The sequence below is a fragment of the Saccharothrix variisporea genome, assembly GCF_003634995.1.
GTDB classification, from domain to species: Bacteria; Actinomycetota; Actinomycetes; order Mycobacteriales; family Pseudonocardiaceae; genus Actinosynnema; species Actinosynnema variisporeum.
In genome coordinates this window covers 6,061,577-6,076,415 of record NZ_RBXR01000001.1, presented here as the reverse complement: position 1 = coordinate 6,076,415, position 14,839 = coordinate 6,061,577, and the positions used below count along the sequence as shown (strand labels likewise).

Sequence of the window (14,839 nt, the reverse complement as noted above, 5' to 3'; positions counted from 1 at the left end):
GTCGTATCGAGGAAAGCGGCCGCCAGCCACCTTGTCCGGCAGCACCCGCCGCCATAAGTTCGATTCAGAACGAATTCCCCCTCGCCGCCGGAATGGCGACGGAAATGTCTTCGACTGGATCCGAGAAAGGAACGTCGTGGCGGACGTCGTGCTGCGCCCCGAGTTGCACGTGGCGATCGTGGGCGCGGGGCCGAGAGGTCTTTCGGTCCTCGAACGGTTGTTGGTTCGACTGGGTGCCGAACCACCGGATGGGGTGGTGCGCATTCACCTGTTCGAGCCCGGGGAGGCGGGCGCGGGGCGGATCTGGCGCACCACCCAGCCGACGTGGTTCCTGATGAACACGGCCGCCGGCGAGGTCAGCGTCTTCTCCGATGGCCCCGACGACGGGCCGACGCGGGCCGGGAGCGGGCCGTCGTTCGCCGAGTGGCTGCGGGAGCACCCGAAGTGGGCGCACATCGGGCCCAACGACTACGGGCCGCGCGCGGTCTACGGCGAGTACCTGCGGCACGCGTTCGACGCGATGGTCGCCAACGCCCCGCTGGGCGTCGAGGTCCGGCACGTGCCGGAGGCGGCGGTCCGGCTGCACCGCACCGATGGGAAGACCGTGGTCACCGGCGCCGGCGGCACGGTGGTCGTGGCGGACAAGGTCGTGCTGACCACCGGGCACCCCCGGGTCACGCCGGACGACGCCGAGAAGGCCCTGCTGACCTTCGCCCGGCAGCGCCCCGGCCTGGCCTACGTGCGCGGCGACTCGGCGGCCGACCTGCCGCTGTCCGCCATCGAGCCCGGCGAGCAGGTGGGCGTGGTCGGGCTCGGGCTGACCTTCTTCGACGTCATGGCCGAGTTGACCGAGGGTCGCGGCGGCCGGTTCGTCGAGCGGGACGGGCGGACCGAGTACATCCCCAGCGGCGCGGAGCCGCACCTGGTGGCCGGGTCGCGCAGCGGGCTGGTGATGCTGGCCCGCGGGCGCAACCAGAAGTCGCCGACCTACCGGTACCGGCCGACGTTCGTCACCGAGGAGGCGATCCTGGAGGCGCGGCGGCGGGCGCAGCGCACGACCGGGTCCGCCCAGCTGGACTTCGCGCGGGACGTGCTGCCGCTGCTGAAGTTGGAGGTCGAGCACGTCTACTACACCGCGCACGTCCGCCGGCGGCTGTCCGACGAGGCCGCGGAGCGGTTCGCCGCGATCCACGCCACCTCGACCGACCGCCGGGGCCTGCTGGAAGCGTGGGGCCTGGCCGACGTGCCGCCGCCGGACCTGGAGCGGCTCGCCCGGCCGTTCGGGGACCGGGAGTTCGACTCGCCGCGCGCGTTCCACGGCAGCCTGCTGGACCTGCTCGACCAGGACATCGCCGAAGCCCGCCAGGGCAACGTGGACAACCCGCTCAAGGCGTCGCTGGACATCCTCCGCGACACCCGGGCCGTGGTGCGCCAGGCGGTGGACTTCGCGGGCCTGCGCCCCGAGTCGCACCGGGAGTTCCTGACCTGGTTCAACCCGATCAACACCATGGTGTCGGCCGGTCCGCCCGCCACCCGCGTCGCCCAGGCGTGCGCCCTGATCCGGGCCGGGCTGCTGACCGTCGTCGGGCCGGCGACGGAGGTGTCCGCGGACCACGCGGCCGGGGCGTTCGTCCTGCAGTCCCCGTACGTCAAGGGGTCGCGGCGCGAGGTCACCACGCTGGTCGACGCCCGCATCCCCCGCCCGCAGCTGTCCGCCACCGCCGACCCGCTGATCCGGCAGGCCCTCGCGGACGGCCTGATCACCGAGCTGGTCAACACCGACACCGCGACCGGGCAGCGGTTCCCGGCGGGCAGCATCGCGGTCACCCGCAAGCCCTTCCACGTCGTCGACGCCCTCGGCAACCCCGACCCCGACCTGTACGCGCTGGGCGTGCCGACCGAGAACACCCGCTGGTTCACCCAGATCGGCAACGGCCGGCCGGGCCCGATGACCGGGTTCCACCACGACGCCGACGCCATCGCCGCGGACGTGCTGCGCCGCCCGGCCGCCGCGCCCGTCGTCCTGTCCGCCCGGCCGCGCGCGGCCGTCGCGATCTGAGAGGAGGTCGACCGATGAACGCCAACACCGAGAAGTTCCGCGCCGCCCGCGACCTGCTGCTGGAGCTGCGCGACGACCCCGACCGGGCGCACGCCGAGTTCCGCTGGCCGGAGTTCACCGAGTTCAACTGGGCCCTGGACTGGTTCGACGCCGTCGCCCGCGGCAACGACCGCACCGCCCTGCACGTCGTGGGCGGCCGGGTCGAGGAGGAGGTGTCCTACGCGGAGCTGTCGGAGCGGTCCGACCGGCTGGCCAACGGCCTGCGGGGCGCCGGCGTGCGACGCGGGGACGTCCTGCTGCTCATGCTGGACAACCAGCTCGCCGTCTGGGAGGCGCTGCTGGCCGCGATGAAGCTGGGCGCGGTGGTGGTGCCGACGTTCACCACGGTCGCCGCGGCCGACCTGGTCGACCGGGTCGAGCGGGCGAACGTGCGGCACGTCCTCACCACGCCCGAGCTGACCGACACCTTCTCGTGGTTGCCGGCGCACGTCACGCGGATCTGCGCCGGCTCGGTCCCGGGCTGGCTCTCCCTGGACGACCTGCGCTCGGCTCCGGCGTCCTTCACACCGGACGCGCCCACTCGCGCCGACGAGACGTTGTTCCTGTACTTCACGTCCGGCACGACCTCGCGCCCGAAGCTGGTGCGGCACACCCACGTCAGCTACCCGGTCGGGCACCTGTCGGGCATGTACTGGAACGGCGTGCGCCCCGGCGACGTGCACCTGAACGTGTCCGCGCCGGGATGGGCCAAGCACGCGTGGAGCTCGTTCTTCGTGCCGCTCAACGCCGAGGCCACAGTGCTCAGCGTGACCACCCCCAACGGCCGCGACCTGCTGGACCGCATGGTGGCGCACGGCGTCACCACGTTCTGCGCCCCGCCGACGGTGTGGCGGATGCTCATCCAGGACGACCTGCGGCAGTGGCCGGTGCGGCTGCGGGAGGCGGGCAGCGTCGGCGAGCCGCTCAACCCGGAGGTGATCGACCAGGTCCGCGCCGCGTGGGGCGTGACCGTGCGGGACGGCTACGGCCAGACCGAGACGACCGCGCAGATCGGCAACAGCCCGGGGCTGCCCGTGCGGCCGGGGTCGATGGGCAAACCGTTGCCCGGCTACGACATCGTCCTGGTGGACCCGACGACGGGTGCGGTCGGCGACGAGGGCGAGGTGTGCGTGGACCTGGCGCGCCGGCCGGTCGGCGTGATGCCCGGGTACGTGGACGACGAGGAGAAGAACGCCAGGACTTTTGCCGGCGGCTACTACCACACCGGCGACATCGCCCGGCGCGACGAAGACGGGTACCTGCACTACGTGGGGCGGACGGACGACGTTTTCAAGTCCTACGACCACCGGATCTCGCCGTTCGAACTGGAGAGCGTGCTGCTGGAGCACGAGGCGGTGGCCGAGGCGGCGGTGGTCCCCGCACCCGACCCGGTGGGTCTGGTGGTGCCCAAGGCTTACGTGGCCCTGGCCGCCGGGTTCTCACCGGACGCCGACACCGCGCGCCGGATCCTGGACCACACCCGCGCCAACCTCGCACCACACCAGTGGATCCGCCGCCTGGAGTTCTTCACCCTGCCCAAGACGACGTCGGGCAAGATCCGCCGCAACGAACTGCGGGCCCGGGACGTCGAGCGGGCGGCCGGCGTGGACTTCCCCGGCACGACCGAGTACCTGGCCGACGAGCTCCTGGATGCGGCCCTGCCCGCCGCACCCGGCATCGGCTGACCAGCCCACCGCCACTCGCCTCCCGCGGGCGCTGCGGAGTCGGCCGAGCACACGCTTCCTCGATTCCCGACTGCTCCCCGACTGAACCCCCACCGAACCCCAACCACTCCCCAGCCGAACCCCAACCGCTCCGCGACCGATCCCCAACCCTTCACCGAGCTGAAAATTTTTCCTTCACGAAGCAAAAATTTTCTGGATTGGAGTGCTTTCCCGATGCGTGACATCAAGGTCTACTCGTCCCTGTTCACCGGCGGCCTGCACAACGGTCAGATCAAGTGGACGGAGTACGTGCAGCCGGGCCGCAACCAGGTGGACGTCGAGTGGCTCTACACCCAGGCCGAGACGGGGCCGACGGGCGCGGAGGCGTACATCGCGCACTTCAAGCCGGGCTCGCACGGTGACCTGCACGAGCACCTGGGCTACGAGCTGCTGCTGATCCTGGAGGGCGAGCTGCACAACGACAACGGTGACCGGTACCCGGCGGGCACGCTGTTCATCGAGAAGCCGGAGAGCGTGCACCAGGTGTCGTCGCCCACGGGCTGCTACGCGTTAGTCGTGCGCGAGAAGGGCACCCGGCCGATCACCACCGCCGAGCTCGAAGCCGCCGCGAACGCCACCGCTAACGCCACCGCCGGCTGATCCCGACCGCCGGACCCACCGCCGGATGAGGTCGGCCGCGGAACCCACCGCCCGCCGAAGCCCGGCAGCCGGACCCAACCGCCGGCCGACCTCACCGCCGAAGCCCGGCAGCCGGAACCACCGCCGGCCGACCGCACCGCCGGAACCACCGCCGGCTGACCTCACCGCCGAAGCCCGGCAGCCGGAACCACCGCGGGCCGACCGCACCGCCGGAACCGCCGCGGGCCGAAGCCCGGTCGCCGGACCGACCGGCGGCTGGGCTTCGGCCGGCGTGGGACAGCCCGAGAGCACGACAGCTCGAACCCCGGCCGTCGCCGGGCCAACCCCCAGCCGATCCGGTACCCGACCCACCGCCGGCTGATCCGATCGGGTGGCGGGGCCGCCGTCACGGGCTGCCCCGTCACCCACCCCCCTTGTCCACGCGCCCACCCCTACGCCACCATGTAATGGGTTGAACCCATTACAGGAACCACGAACCAGGAGCCGGTACCCGATGTCCCAGCAGACGCAGGACCGACCGAACCCCACCGCACCCCCGCCCGACCACCAACTGCTCGTCGGCCGCACCGGCAAGCGCCACTCGCCGCGCTACCGCTGGGGCATCCTCGGCATCGGGATCTTCGCCCAGGCCGCGTTCAGCGCCGCCTTCCAGGGCATCCCCACCTCGGGCTCGATCCTCGCCGCCGCCTACGGCTTCTCGCTGTCCGAGCTCGGCCTCGTCCTCGCCGCCGTGACCTGCGGGATCTTCGTCACGGACGTGTTCTGGGGCATCCTGTCCGACCGGATCGGCGAGCGGAACGTGCTGATCATCGGACTCGCCGGCACGACCGCCACCCTCGCCTACGTCACCGCGTTCCTCGTGCCCAGCGACGACGTCGTGCCCGCGGCCTGGGCGCTGGCCCTCGTCCTCTTCCTGTCCGGTGCGCTCGGCGGGTGCGTCAACGGCGCGTCCGGACGGGCCGTCATGGGGTGGTTCCCGCCGGACAAGCGCGGGTTCGCGATCAGCCTGCGGGTGGCCGCCGTGCCGCTCGGGGGTGCGCTCGGCGCGGCGATCATGCCTCCGCTGGCGCTGGGTGCCGGGTTCCGCTGGGTGTTCCTGTTCCTGACCGCCTTCATGCTGGCCGCGACGATCGCCGTCGTGCTCTGGCTGGACGAGCCGCCCATCGCGCGCACCAAGTCCGCGAACGGCATCGCCGCCACGACCCTGCCGAACCCGCTGGTCCGCTGGGACATCTGGCGGGTGGCGATCACCGCGTTCCTGCTCGACCTGCCGCAGTTCACCGTCCTGACCTTCGGCACGGTCTTCCTGACCTCCGTGCTGGGCATGGACATCAGCGCCGTCGTGGTCGCCCTGGTCGTCGTCCAGGTGCTGGGTGGCGCGTCGCGCGTGCTCAGCGGGCGGTGGACGGACAAGAAGGGTGGTCGGTACCGGCGCAGCCTCGTCCGCGTCTACAGCTGGTTGATCGCCGCCGCGTTCGTCGGGGTCGCGCTGTACCAGGTGCTTCCCGCGTGGCTGGTGGTCGGCCTGTTCGTGGCCGCCGGGTTCCTGGCGTGCGGTTGGCACGGCGTGCACTACGCCGAGATCGCCACGATGGCGGGCGCGGAGCGGTCCGGTACCGCGTTGGGCCTGGAGAACACGATGGTCTTCGGCGGCGCGTTCGTCACGCCGCTGCTCATCCCGCTGGTCCTCGACGCCTCGTCGTGGCCGGTGGTGATGGTGCTGGTCGGGGCGGTGCCGGCGGTAGCCTCTGCGCTGCTGATGCCCCGGGAGCAGCCGGTCTGACCCGGACACCCCACGGCGCGCGGCGACCCGGCCGCGCGCCACGGCCTGTGGAGGCGGGAACCTGAACGAGACAGCCGAGCACCCGAGCCTGGCGCTGGTGGCCACCGTGCGCAGCCGGCTCGGTCGACCGCGCGACGAGCTGGGCGACCCGCTGTCGCTGACCGCGTGGCTGGTGCGCCACGACCTGCCGCCCGCGGCCGAGCCCGACCCGGCCGACGTGCGCGAGTTCCAGGCGCTGCGCGAGGCCGCGTACCGGCTGCTGGCCGACGTCACCGAGGGCCGCGCGCCCGCCGGGGCCGACGTGGAGCTGGTCAACCAGTGCGCCGCGCACACGCCGCCGGCCGTGTCGCTGGCCGTCGAGGAGGACGGCGGCGTGCGGCGCGCGCAGGCCCACCCGACGCCCGCCCAGGCGCTCGGCCTGGTGGCCCGGGACCTCGTCGACCTGGTCGGCGGGCCGCTGCGGGGCCGGCTGCACCAGTGCGAGGCCGAGGTGTGCGGCACGTTCTTCGTCGACACCTCCCGGGCCGGCCGGCGGCGGTGGTGCTCGTCGGCGACGTGCGGCAACCGGGCCCGCGTCGCGGCGCACCGCGACCGCGCGGCCAGACCGTGATCGACCCCGAGGACCGCCGATGATCTACCTGCACACGTCCACCCTGGTCAGGTTGGCGCGCGACGGTGACCCGCTGCGCGCGCTGCGCGGCGCCCGCCTGGTGGTGGTCAGCGAGCTGACCCGGGCGGAACTGGCCGCGGCGGCGCTGCCCGAGGGCGTGCGGCGGCGGGCGTGCGCCGTGCTGGACGCGGTGGAGGTGCTGGAGGTGGCGGTGTCCGACCTGGTCCGCGAGCTGGCCGAGTCCCGGCCCGAGGCGCTGGACGCCGACCAGGCCGTGCACCTGGCGACCGCGCTGGTCCTGGGTACCGGGATCACCGCGTTCGCCTGCGACGACCCCGTGCTGGCCGCCGCGGTGGCCGAGTGCGGGGTGCGCGCCGTGGTACCGCCGTTCGGTCCGGCCGCGTGACATGCGTGGGATGGGGGCCATAGGGAATCCGAATACCGTTTCGGGACCCCCACGTCACGCCCGGACGATCACCCGGACGGCGGACCGCCGTTCCGCCCGGATCTATAAGATCACCGGCGGTCGAGGCGCGCGATCTTCTCGAGTTGAACGGAGCTATTCGCTGGGGGAGCAAGAATGGACATCAGGCAGTTAAATGCCTTCCGGACCGTTTCCCAAACGGGCAGCATCACCCGCGCGGCGGCCGTTCTCGGCTACTCGCAGTCCGCGGTCACCGCGCAGATCAAGAACCTCGAGGCGGCGGTGCGGACCCGCCTGTTCGAGCGCAGGCGCGAAGGCGTCCGGCTGACGGCCGAGGGTGAGCGGTTCCTGCCCTACGCCAACCGGCTGCTGCGCCTGTCCGAGGAGGCCATGTCGGCGCTCGCGCCGGAAGCACCGCCTGCCGGCCGCCTCACGATCGGTGCGAGCGAGTCCATCACCACCTACCGCCTGCCGGGCGTGATCCGCCACCTCCACGCCGCCTACCCGGAGGTGCGGCTCGCCCTGCGCACCTACCACGAGGGTCCGGCGCGGATGACCGAGGCGTTGGAGCGCGGCGACATCGACCTGGCGTTGAGCCACTTCGTCGACCCGGGTCCGACGGGGCGGCCGTCCCGGCGGCTGGTGTCGGAGGAGCTGGCGCTGGTGGCGACGCCGGACCACCCGCTGGCGGCGCGGGACGTCGTGGTGGCGGAGGACCTGTGCAGCGCGCGGACGCTGATCGTGCAGCCGACGTGCGTGTACGACACGGCGCTGCGGACGGCGCTGCCCGGCCCGCGGACCGTGGCGCCGTTGCAGTTCGGCACGCTGGAGGCGGTGAAGATCGCCGCCCGGTCGGGGCTGGGCGTGGCGCTCCTCCCGCACGTCGCGGTGGCGGACCTGCTGCGCAGCGGTGAGCTGGTCGAGCTGGCGTGGACGCCGCCGGTGTCGGTGAGCAGCTACGTGCTGTGGGGCGAGGAGCGCGAGGACTCGCGCCTGTTCACCGCGCTGGACCGGGTGCTGGACCGGGCGATCGCCGAGTGGCGGCTGCCCGTGCCCGCGGTCACCGAGTGACGACGAAGGGCCTCCCGCCGGCCACGAGAGGGGGACGGCGGGAGGCCCTTCGTCGGTGCGGCTAGTGGACGTTCAGCCGGTCCTCGAAGGCGGCGACCAGGGTGCGCCAGGCCGCGACCTCCTTGTCGAACGGCGCGCTCGGCGCGAGCCGCGTCGGGTCCGGCTTGAGCACGTAGGACACCAGCCAGCCCAGCGACTCGGACTGGTTGAGCGCGACCTTGACGGTGTCGTCGTGCGCCCAGTCGCCGGCGTCCTCCAGCAGCTCGACGGCGAGGTCGAGCTGGGTCGGGTCCACGGCGTCCGGACCCTCGGCGATGTCCTCGTCCAGGCCGGTGAACACGTAGACGTTGTCCGGGTCGACCTCGACCTCCAGGTCGCCGCCGGTGGCCTTGACCACCAGCTCGCCCCACGTGGACACCTCGGCCAGGTCGCGGTCGTCGGCCTCGACGATGAACCGGGACAGCGCGCGCGGCGAGCCGAACACGTCGATCTTGCCCTTGCGGCCCAGGAACAGCGGCTGGTCGTCGAGGTAGCAGCGCAGCGTGTAGTACTCGCCCGCGCCGGTGATGATCTTGATCGGGTCGATGCCGACCTCGCCCCAGAAGCCGACCGGCTCGTCGCCGTCCTCGTCCTCCTCGGCGTCCTCGTCACCGTCGACCGCGACCGCGTTCTCCGCCTCGAAGGCCGCCAGCTCCTCCTGCGCGACCTCCAGCGCCTTCCCGTCGACCTCGGGCGCGGTGACGACCCCGTCGATCGCGTCGAGGACCTCGTCCCACTTCTCCGCGACGACCTCGGCCAGCTCCGTCCACAGCGCCTGGCCCTCGCGGCCGGTGAACGGCAGCGTGCCCTGCGGCAGCAGCGCGAAGCCCTCCGCCGAGTCCAGCACCTCGTGGACCTTCTCCAGGTCGCACACGTCGGCCAGGGACCGCACGATCGACACGACATCGGCCAGCTCGCCGATGACCCAGGTGTCGGGCTCCTCGGCGACCAGCTCGGGCACGCCCACCAGGTCGAACTGGTGGTTGTCGTCGGGTGACAGCTCGCCGACGGACAGGCCCGGCACCACGTGCCACGCCGGGTGGTCGGTCAGGTCGTGCTCCTCCGCGGTGCGCACGAAGGCCGCGAGGTGCGCGGCGTCCGGGAAGGCGTACAGGTCGTCCTCGTGCCCGAGGAAGGCCTCCCACTCCTCGCCCTCTTCCCGCCAGCGGGGAGCCCACAGGGTGACCACGTCACCCTGGGTGAGTCCCAGCTCGATCGGGACGATGTCCTGAGCCATCCGACCTCCCGGTCACGCCATGCCCCTGTGGATGCGGGCCAAAGCCTACGGGGTCGAGATCCACCTACCGCCGTTGACCACGGAAAGGGTCGGCGAAGAAGTCGTCATCGTCGTCGTCCTCGGGCGGCGGCGCGGGCCGGGACCTGGGTGCGGAGGTCTGCTGCCCGGCCCAGGGAGGAGCGGGGCGCTGGGCCTGCGCGGGCGGGGTGTGCGGTCGTGGCGGCTGTGGCACCGGTGGTGGCGCGGCCTGCGGGGGCTCCGGTTCGGCTTCGGCTTTCCGCGCGAAAGGAGACGGTCCGGCGAAGTCCTCGATGGCCATCGCCATGCTGTCGCCCAGCGACTTGGCCAGTTCGTTGTAGCTGGTCTGCACGGCGGCGTCCACGGCGAGCCGCGCGGTCTCCACGACCAGCCGCCCGACCGCGTCCGCACCTTGGTTCAGGGCGGCCGGCTGGATGCGGACGTGCTTCAGCGACCCCACCGCCGACGCCGTCACGGTCACCAGGCCGGACGGGTGCGTCGCCGTCCCGACCACCCGCGCCAGGACGTCGGTCAGCCGGTCGGCCGCCGCGATCCGGTCCTCTTGCACGCTCACCGCGGCCTCCTCAGGAACGAGTCGCCGAAGTCGTCCTCGACGTCACCGGCCGGGAAACCGATGTCGGTCAACGCCTTCGCGGTCGCCGGGTCCACCAGCCGCGCCAACGACTGGTGCATCCGCGCCGCCGCGTCGGCCGCGGCCCGTTCGGCGACGCGCACGATCTCCGCGCCCAACGCGTCCGCGCCCATGGTGAGCGCGCCGGGGGCGATGCGGATCTGCTGGGGCGGCGCGCCGGGCGCGGTCACCACGGTCACCGCGCCGTCCGAAGAGGACGCCCGGCCGAGCACCGGGCCGGTGCGCGCGATGTGCTGCGACACCTGTGCTTCCACGTCCGCGACCCGCCGGGCCGCGCGCTGCGTCTCGTCGTCCACGTCCTCAGCCCGTCGGTCGGTAGAAGCCCATGAAACCCATGCCGATGTTGCTGGTGCGGATCGGGTTCACCTGCACCGGGTCGCCCGCCTCCACCATCTGCCCGTTGCCGATCACCATGGCCACGTGCCCGTCCCACACGACGAGGTCGCCGGGCAGCAGCTGGTCCGGCGGCACGGACGCGCCCATCGCCTGGGACGACGCCGGGCGCGGGATGTCGAACCCGGCCTGCTTGTAGGCCCACTGCGTCAGGCCCGAGCAGTCGGTGCCCTGCGGCGGGTTCGCGCCACCCCACACGTACGGGGTGCCCAGCGCGGACAGCGCGGCGCGCACGGCTCGGGCGGCGGTCTCGTTCGGCGCCTCGGCGCTGCTGCCGTCGGGCAGGTTCACGCCCACGCCGGTGCCGGGCTGCGGCGGGATCGCGACCGGCAGGCGCGGGCCGTGCGCACCACCGCCACCGCCACCGCCGCCACCGCCGCCACTTCCGCCGCCGCCACCTCCGGAGCCGCCACCTCCGCCGTTGGAGCCGGGGCTGCCGGGCGAGGACGGGTCGCGCCCGCCGTCGTCGACCGACGACACCTTGGTGTCACCGCCCGAATCGACGCCCAGCGGGTCGCCGAGCCCCTGGAAATCGGGCTTGGGCAACGCCTTGAGCTGGTTGGCGACGTTCGTCAGCTCGGTGCGGACCTTCTCCAGCTCCTGCTTCGAGCGGCCCTCGTACTCGCGCGCCTTGGCGGTGATGTCCGCCGCAACCGCGAGCGCCGCGCCGATCCCGCCGAACAGCGACGCGGCGACGGCGGCGGCCAGCCGGGGCTGCGCGTAACCGGTGAAGTCGTCGATCAGGCCCTGGATCGCGTTCTTGCCCGAGTTGACCGCGTTGACCGCCGTGGTGGCGGCGTTCTGGGTCGCGGTCGCGTTGCGGGACAACAGCTGCACGCCGCTGGAGAACGACGAGACGCGCCCCTGGAACGCGGTCGCCTTGTCGCCGTACCAGGTGCTGAGCACGGCGTTGGCGGCACCGGTGTGCCGCCCGTCGACCTCGGTCAGCGCCGAGGCGGCCCGCCCGAACGAGTCCGCGGCGCGCGTCGCGCCACCGGTGTCGCCCTCGAGCTTGGCCAGGTCGTCCTTCATGGGCTGGATCAGGGCGGCCAGGAAGCCGGCTACGTCGAACATCGGCTAGACCTTGTACGCGCGGTTGAGGTCGGCGCCGTGCTGCGCCTCCTGCTCCTGGTAGGCCGTGGCGGCCTTGGACACGGCGGTGGCGAACGCCGACAGCCCGCTCGACGCGGCGGCCACACCGTCCACTTGGGTCTGCGCGGCCTGCTGGAACGCCGCGCCCAGACCGACCTCGTCGCCGATCTTGCCGAAGCTGCCCGCCGCCAGCGACGTGGTGCCGGCCAACGTGGACGTGCCGATCGCGCCGACTTCGCCCGCCAGGCCCGACGCGGTACCGCTGTAGGCCGTCAGCGCCGCGGTGTCGACGGCGAAACCCGAGTTCACCCAAGCCCCCCTCTGGTGCTGCGCAACGTCCGCGATCCTGCCTCATCGAGACCGGTTCCGTGGGCCGTTCGGCCAGATCCTCCCCTGATGGGCGGTACCCCCGCGCAGGCCCCTCACCTGATCATGGGTACGTGGCAGCCGTGCGCCATTGGGAGCGGATCGTGGCGTGGCTCGCCGACCACGCCCCCTCGACCGCTGCCGCGTTCATCGACCCCGAGGACGCCGCCGCCGTCGAGGCGCTGGAGGTCGGGAGCGGTCTCACGCCGCCCGAGGACCTGCGCGCGTGGTGGGCCGTGTGCGGCGGCACCGCGAACCTGGCGTTCGCCGAGGTGCTGCCGCCCTTCTACACGCCGCTGGGTCCGACCAACGCGTTGCGCTCGTGGCGGCTCAAGGAGCGGTTCTGGCCGGCGGACCTCGACTCCGAGGCGGGCACCCCCACCGTGGGGTTCCACCCGAAGTGGCTGCCGTTCGCGTTCGACGGCTGCGGCGACGCGCTGGCGCTGGACCTGCGCCCCGGCGTGCTGTCGGGTTGCGTGGTCGAGTGGGACCGCGAGCGCGGCGAGATGCTCAAGCCGGAGTGGACGAGCCTGGACGAGATGCTGGACCAGGTCGCCACGGCCCTGGAACACCGCGGCCGACTCGGCCACTGCGAGCCGCTGATCACCACGGACGGCAGGTTGGGCTGGCGGACGGACTGACGGCGCGACCACGTTCCGGTATCCTTGAGGTAACGGGTTTACGCTGGTCAGGCGCTGTGGGGGCGGGTATGGCGGACGTGCACGACGTGGCGGCGGCGGTGTTGCACGCCACCGGCCCGGAGTCGCCGATGAAGCTGCAGAAGCTCCTGTACTACGCCCAGGCCTGGCACCTCGCCAAGTACGACGAGCCGATGTTCTCCGCGCGCATCGAGGCGTGGCGGCGTGGGCCGGTCGTCCCCGAGGTCTACTACCGGCACCGGTACCAGACCGAGGTGGGCGAGTGGGACGAGGGCGACCCGCGCGGGCTGTCCGAACGCGAGCGCGCGGTGGTGGACGACGTCGTCGACCGCTACGGCACGTTCAGCCGCCACGAGCTCAGCGACATGGCCCACGCGGAGGGTCCCTGGCGCGAGGCGCGCGGCGACCTGCCCGAGTCCGAGCCCAGCAGCGCCCCGCTGTCGAACGAGGCCATGGCCCGCTACTTCCGCCGGCTGTTCCGCGACCCGGAGCAAGCGTTTGCGGACGCGGTGGCGAGCGTGCGGCTGGAGGGCTTGGACGTCCCGGAGGAGACCCAGCGGACCATGCGCGAGGTCGCGGCCGGTGAGCTGTCCGTCGAGGACGCCATCGCCCGCGAGATCGAGGCCTTGCGCCACCGGTGACCTCGGAAGACCCCTACACGGACCCCACCACCGGCGTTCTGCGCAACCACTTCGGCATCACCGACCGGGCCGAGTGCGACCGGGCCGAGGCCCGGCTGAGCGCGCTGCGCCTGGGCGAGCTGGCGATCACCCCGTTACCCGGCCCGTACGACCTGGCCCACCTGCGCAAGTTCCACAGGCACATCTTCGGCGACCTCTACCCGTGGGCGGGTGAGATCCGGCGGGTAAACATCGCGAAGACCACGACCTTCGCCGCGTGGCAGCAGATCGAGCCGTACGGGGAGTGGCTGTTCGGCGAGCTGAAGAAGGAGCAGTACCTGCGGGACCTGGGGCGGGCGGTGTTCCTCGACCGGTTCGCGCACTACTTCGCCGAGGTCAACGCCCTGCACCCGTTCCGCGAGGGCAACGGGCGGACGCAACGGGCGTTCTTCGGGCAGTTGGCGCTGGAGGCGGGGTGGGTGGTGGGTTTCGGCTCGCTGGACCCGGCGGCGTTCATCGCGGCGTGCCGGGAGTCGATGAGCGGGTCGGTCGGGCCGTTGCGGGAGTTGCTGGCGGCCGTCACGCACGCCGCCTAGGCAGAATGATCGTCATGCCCAAGGTCTTCGTCGCCGGACCCGTGTCGTGGAACCGCCTGGTCGAGCTCGACCACCTCCCCGAGCCGCGCCCGCACACCGTGTTCGCCCGCGGCCACCGCACCACCCTGGGCGGCACGTCCGCCGGCAAGGCGCTCAACCTCGCCCACCTCGGCGCGGAGGTCACGCTGCGGACGGTCGTCGGCGACGACGAGGAGGGCCGGCTGATCACCGAGGCCCTCACCGCCGCCGGCGTCGAGGTGATCGCCGAGGTCGTGCCGAAGAGCGAGCAGCACCTCAACCTGATGACCCCGGAGGGCGGCCGGCTGTCGATCTACCTCGAACTGCCGTCCCTGACCACCCCGGCGCACGACTCGCGGGCGCTGGAGGCACTGGCCGTCGCCGACGCCGCCGTCATCGACCTCGCCGACCCGGCCCGGCCGTTCCTGGCGGCGGCGCGGGAGCGGGGTGTGCCGGTGTGGTGCGACGTGCACGACTACGACGGGAAGTCCGCGTTCCAGCAGGACTTCGTGGCCGCCGCCGACCACCTCTTCCTCAACGACGACGGCATGCCGGAAGCGGACCTGCTCGCGTTCTTGCAGAAGCACGGCCGTGCGGTCGCCACGCAGGGCGCGAAGGGTGCGACAGCGGTCGTGGACGGCGAGACCCACCACGTGGACGCCGTGCCGGTCGCCGAGATCGTGGACACCAACGGCGCCGGGGACGCGTTCTTCTCCGGCTACCTGGTCGCCCACCTGTCCGGCGCGGACACCCCGACCGCCCTGCGCGCGGGCGCCGAACAGGCCGCGCTCTGCCTGCGTTCCCCCGACCTCGCACCGAGGCCGGGGGTCCGCTGAGCG

At 72.8% G+C, this 14,839-nt stretch carries 16 protein-coding genes; 11 read left to right on the top strand and 5 right to left on the bottom strand.

Translation table 11 applies throughout. From position 1 onward, the window contains the following. Positions 1–136: 136 nt before the first annotated feature. The 7 genes from DFJ66_RS27695 to DFJ66_RS27665 all read left to right on the top strand — a co-directional run bounded on the left by DFJ66_RS27695 (position 137) and on the right by DFJ66_RS27665 (position 8,310). Complete coding sequence (locus DFJ66_RS27695) at positions 137–2,059, top strand: FAD/NAD(P)-binding protein (protein WP_170199690.1); 1,923 nt, start codon at positions 137–139, stop codon at positions 2,057–2,059. 14 nt (positions 2,060–2,073) lie between these two features. After that, entirely contained in the window at positions 2,074–3,783 is a 1,710-nt protein-coding gene (locus tag DFJ66_RS27690; protein ID WP_121225248.1) for an AMP-binding protein, read from the top strand. A gap of 213 nt (positions 3,784–3,996) precedes the next feature. Beyond that, complete coding sequence (locus DFJ66_RS27685; protein ID WP_121225246.1) at positions 3,997–4,422, top strand: cupin domain-containing protein; 426 nt, start codon at positions 3,997–3,999, stop codon at positions 4,420–4,422. Positions 4,423–4,915: 493 nt separating this feature from the next. Then, the gene (locus DFJ66_RS27680; RefSeq protein ID WP_121225244.1) at positions 4,916–6,205 is read left to right on the top strand and encodes an MFS transporter; all 1,290 of its coding nucleotides are present in this window, start codon (positions 4,916–4,918) and stop codon (positions 6,203–6,205) included. A 61-nt stretch (positions 6,206–6,266) separates the two neighbouring features. Further along, positions 6,267–6,815, top strand: a complete 549-nt coding sequence (locus DFJ66_RS43650) for a CGNR zinc finger domain-containing protein (protein ID WP_342777026.1) — start codon at positions 6,267–6,269, stop codon at positions 6,813–6,815. Positions 6,816–6,834: 19 nt separating this feature from the next. After that, complete coding sequence (locus DFJ66_RS27670) at positions 6,835–7,221, top strand: hypothetical protein (protein WP_121225240.1); 387 nt, start codon at positions 6,835–6,837, stop codon at positions 7,219–7,221. A 174-nt stretch (positions 7,222–7,395) separates the two neighbouring features. Continuing rightward, positions 7,396–8,310 (top strand): LysR family transcriptional regulator, encoded by a 915-nt coding sequence (locus DFJ66_RS27665; RefSeq protein WP_121225238.1) that lies wholly within the window; start codon positions 7,396–7,398, stop codon positions 8,308–8,310. Between the two features lie 61 nt (positions 8,311–8,371). Here the strand turns inward: DFJ66_RS27665 and DFJ66_RS27660 are convergent, their stop codons facing one another. From DFJ66_RS27660 to DFJ66_RS27640, 5 genes are all read right to left on the bottom strand, one after another. Next, the gene (locus tag DFJ66_RS27660) at positions 8,372–9,586 is read right to left on the bottom strand and encodes a primosomal protein (RefSeq protein WP_121225236.1); all 1,215 of its coding nucleotides are present in this window, start codon (positions 9,584–9,586) and stop codon (positions 8,372–8,374) included. Between the two features lie 64 nt (positions 9,587–9,650). Continuing rightward, positions 9,651–10,178, bottom strand: a complete 528-nt coding sequence (locus DFJ66_RS27655) for a YbaB/EbfC family nucleoid-associated protein (protein WP_121225234.1) — start codon at positions 10,176–10,178, stop codon at positions 9,651–9,653. Then, a complete protein-coding gene (locus DFJ66_RS27650) occupies positions 10,175–10,552 on the bottom strand; it encodes a hypothetical protein (protein ID WP_246029927.1) in 378 nt (125 codons plus the stop codon). The genes DFJ66_RS27655 and DFJ66_RS27650 overlap by 4 nt, the downstream gene beginning before the upstream one ends. Positions 10,553–10,556: 4 nt before the next feature. After that, a complete protein-coding gene (locus DFJ66_RS27645; protein ID WP_121225232.1) occupies positions 10,557–11,723 on the bottom strand; it encodes a C40 family peptidase in 1,167 nt (388 codons plus the stop codon). Between the two features lie 3 nt (positions 11,724–11,726). After that, entirely contained in the window at positions 11,727–12,050 is a 324-nt protein-coding gene (locus DFJ66_RS27640; RefSeq protein ID WP_121225230.1) for a type VII secretion target, read from the bottom strand. Positions 12,051–12,181: 131 nt separating this feature from the next. Between DFJ66_RS27640 and DFJ66_RS27635 the strand changes: the two genes are divergently transcribed. The 4 genes from DFJ66_RS27635 to DFJ66_RS27620 all read left to right on the top strand — a co-directional run bounded on the left by DFJ66_RS27635 (position 12,182) and on the right by DFJ66_RS27620 (position 14,836). Next, positions 12,182–12,748, top strand: coding sequence for an SMI1/KNR4 family protein (locus DFJ66_RS27635; protein ID WP_170199688.1), 567 nt, complete (start codon positions 12,182–12,184; stop codon positions 12,746–12,748). Between the two features lie 68 nt (positions 12,749–12,816). Beyond that, positions 12,817–13,407, top strand: a complete 591-nt coding sequence (locus DFJ66_RS27630; protein ID WP_121225226.1) for a type II toxin-antitoxin system antitoxin SocA domain-containing protein — start codon at positions 12,817–12,819, stop codon at positions 13,405–13,407. Further along, on the top strand, positions 13,404–13,982 hold the full coding sequence (locus DFJ66_RS27625) for a Fic/DOC family protein (protein WP_121225224.1): 579 nt from the start codon (positions 13,404–13,406) through the stop codon (positions 13,980–13,982). Before DFJ66_RS27630 ends, DFJ66_RS27625 begins: the two co-directional genes overlap by 4 nt. A 14-nt stretch (positions 13,983–13,996) precedes the next feature. Continuing rightward, a complete protein-coding gene (locus DFJ66_RS27620; RefSeq protein WP_121231824.1) occupies positions 13,997–14,836 on the top strand; it encodes a carbohydrate kinase family protein in 840 nt (279 codons plus the stop codon). The last annotated feature ends 3 nt before the right edge of the window (positions 14,837–14,839 follow it).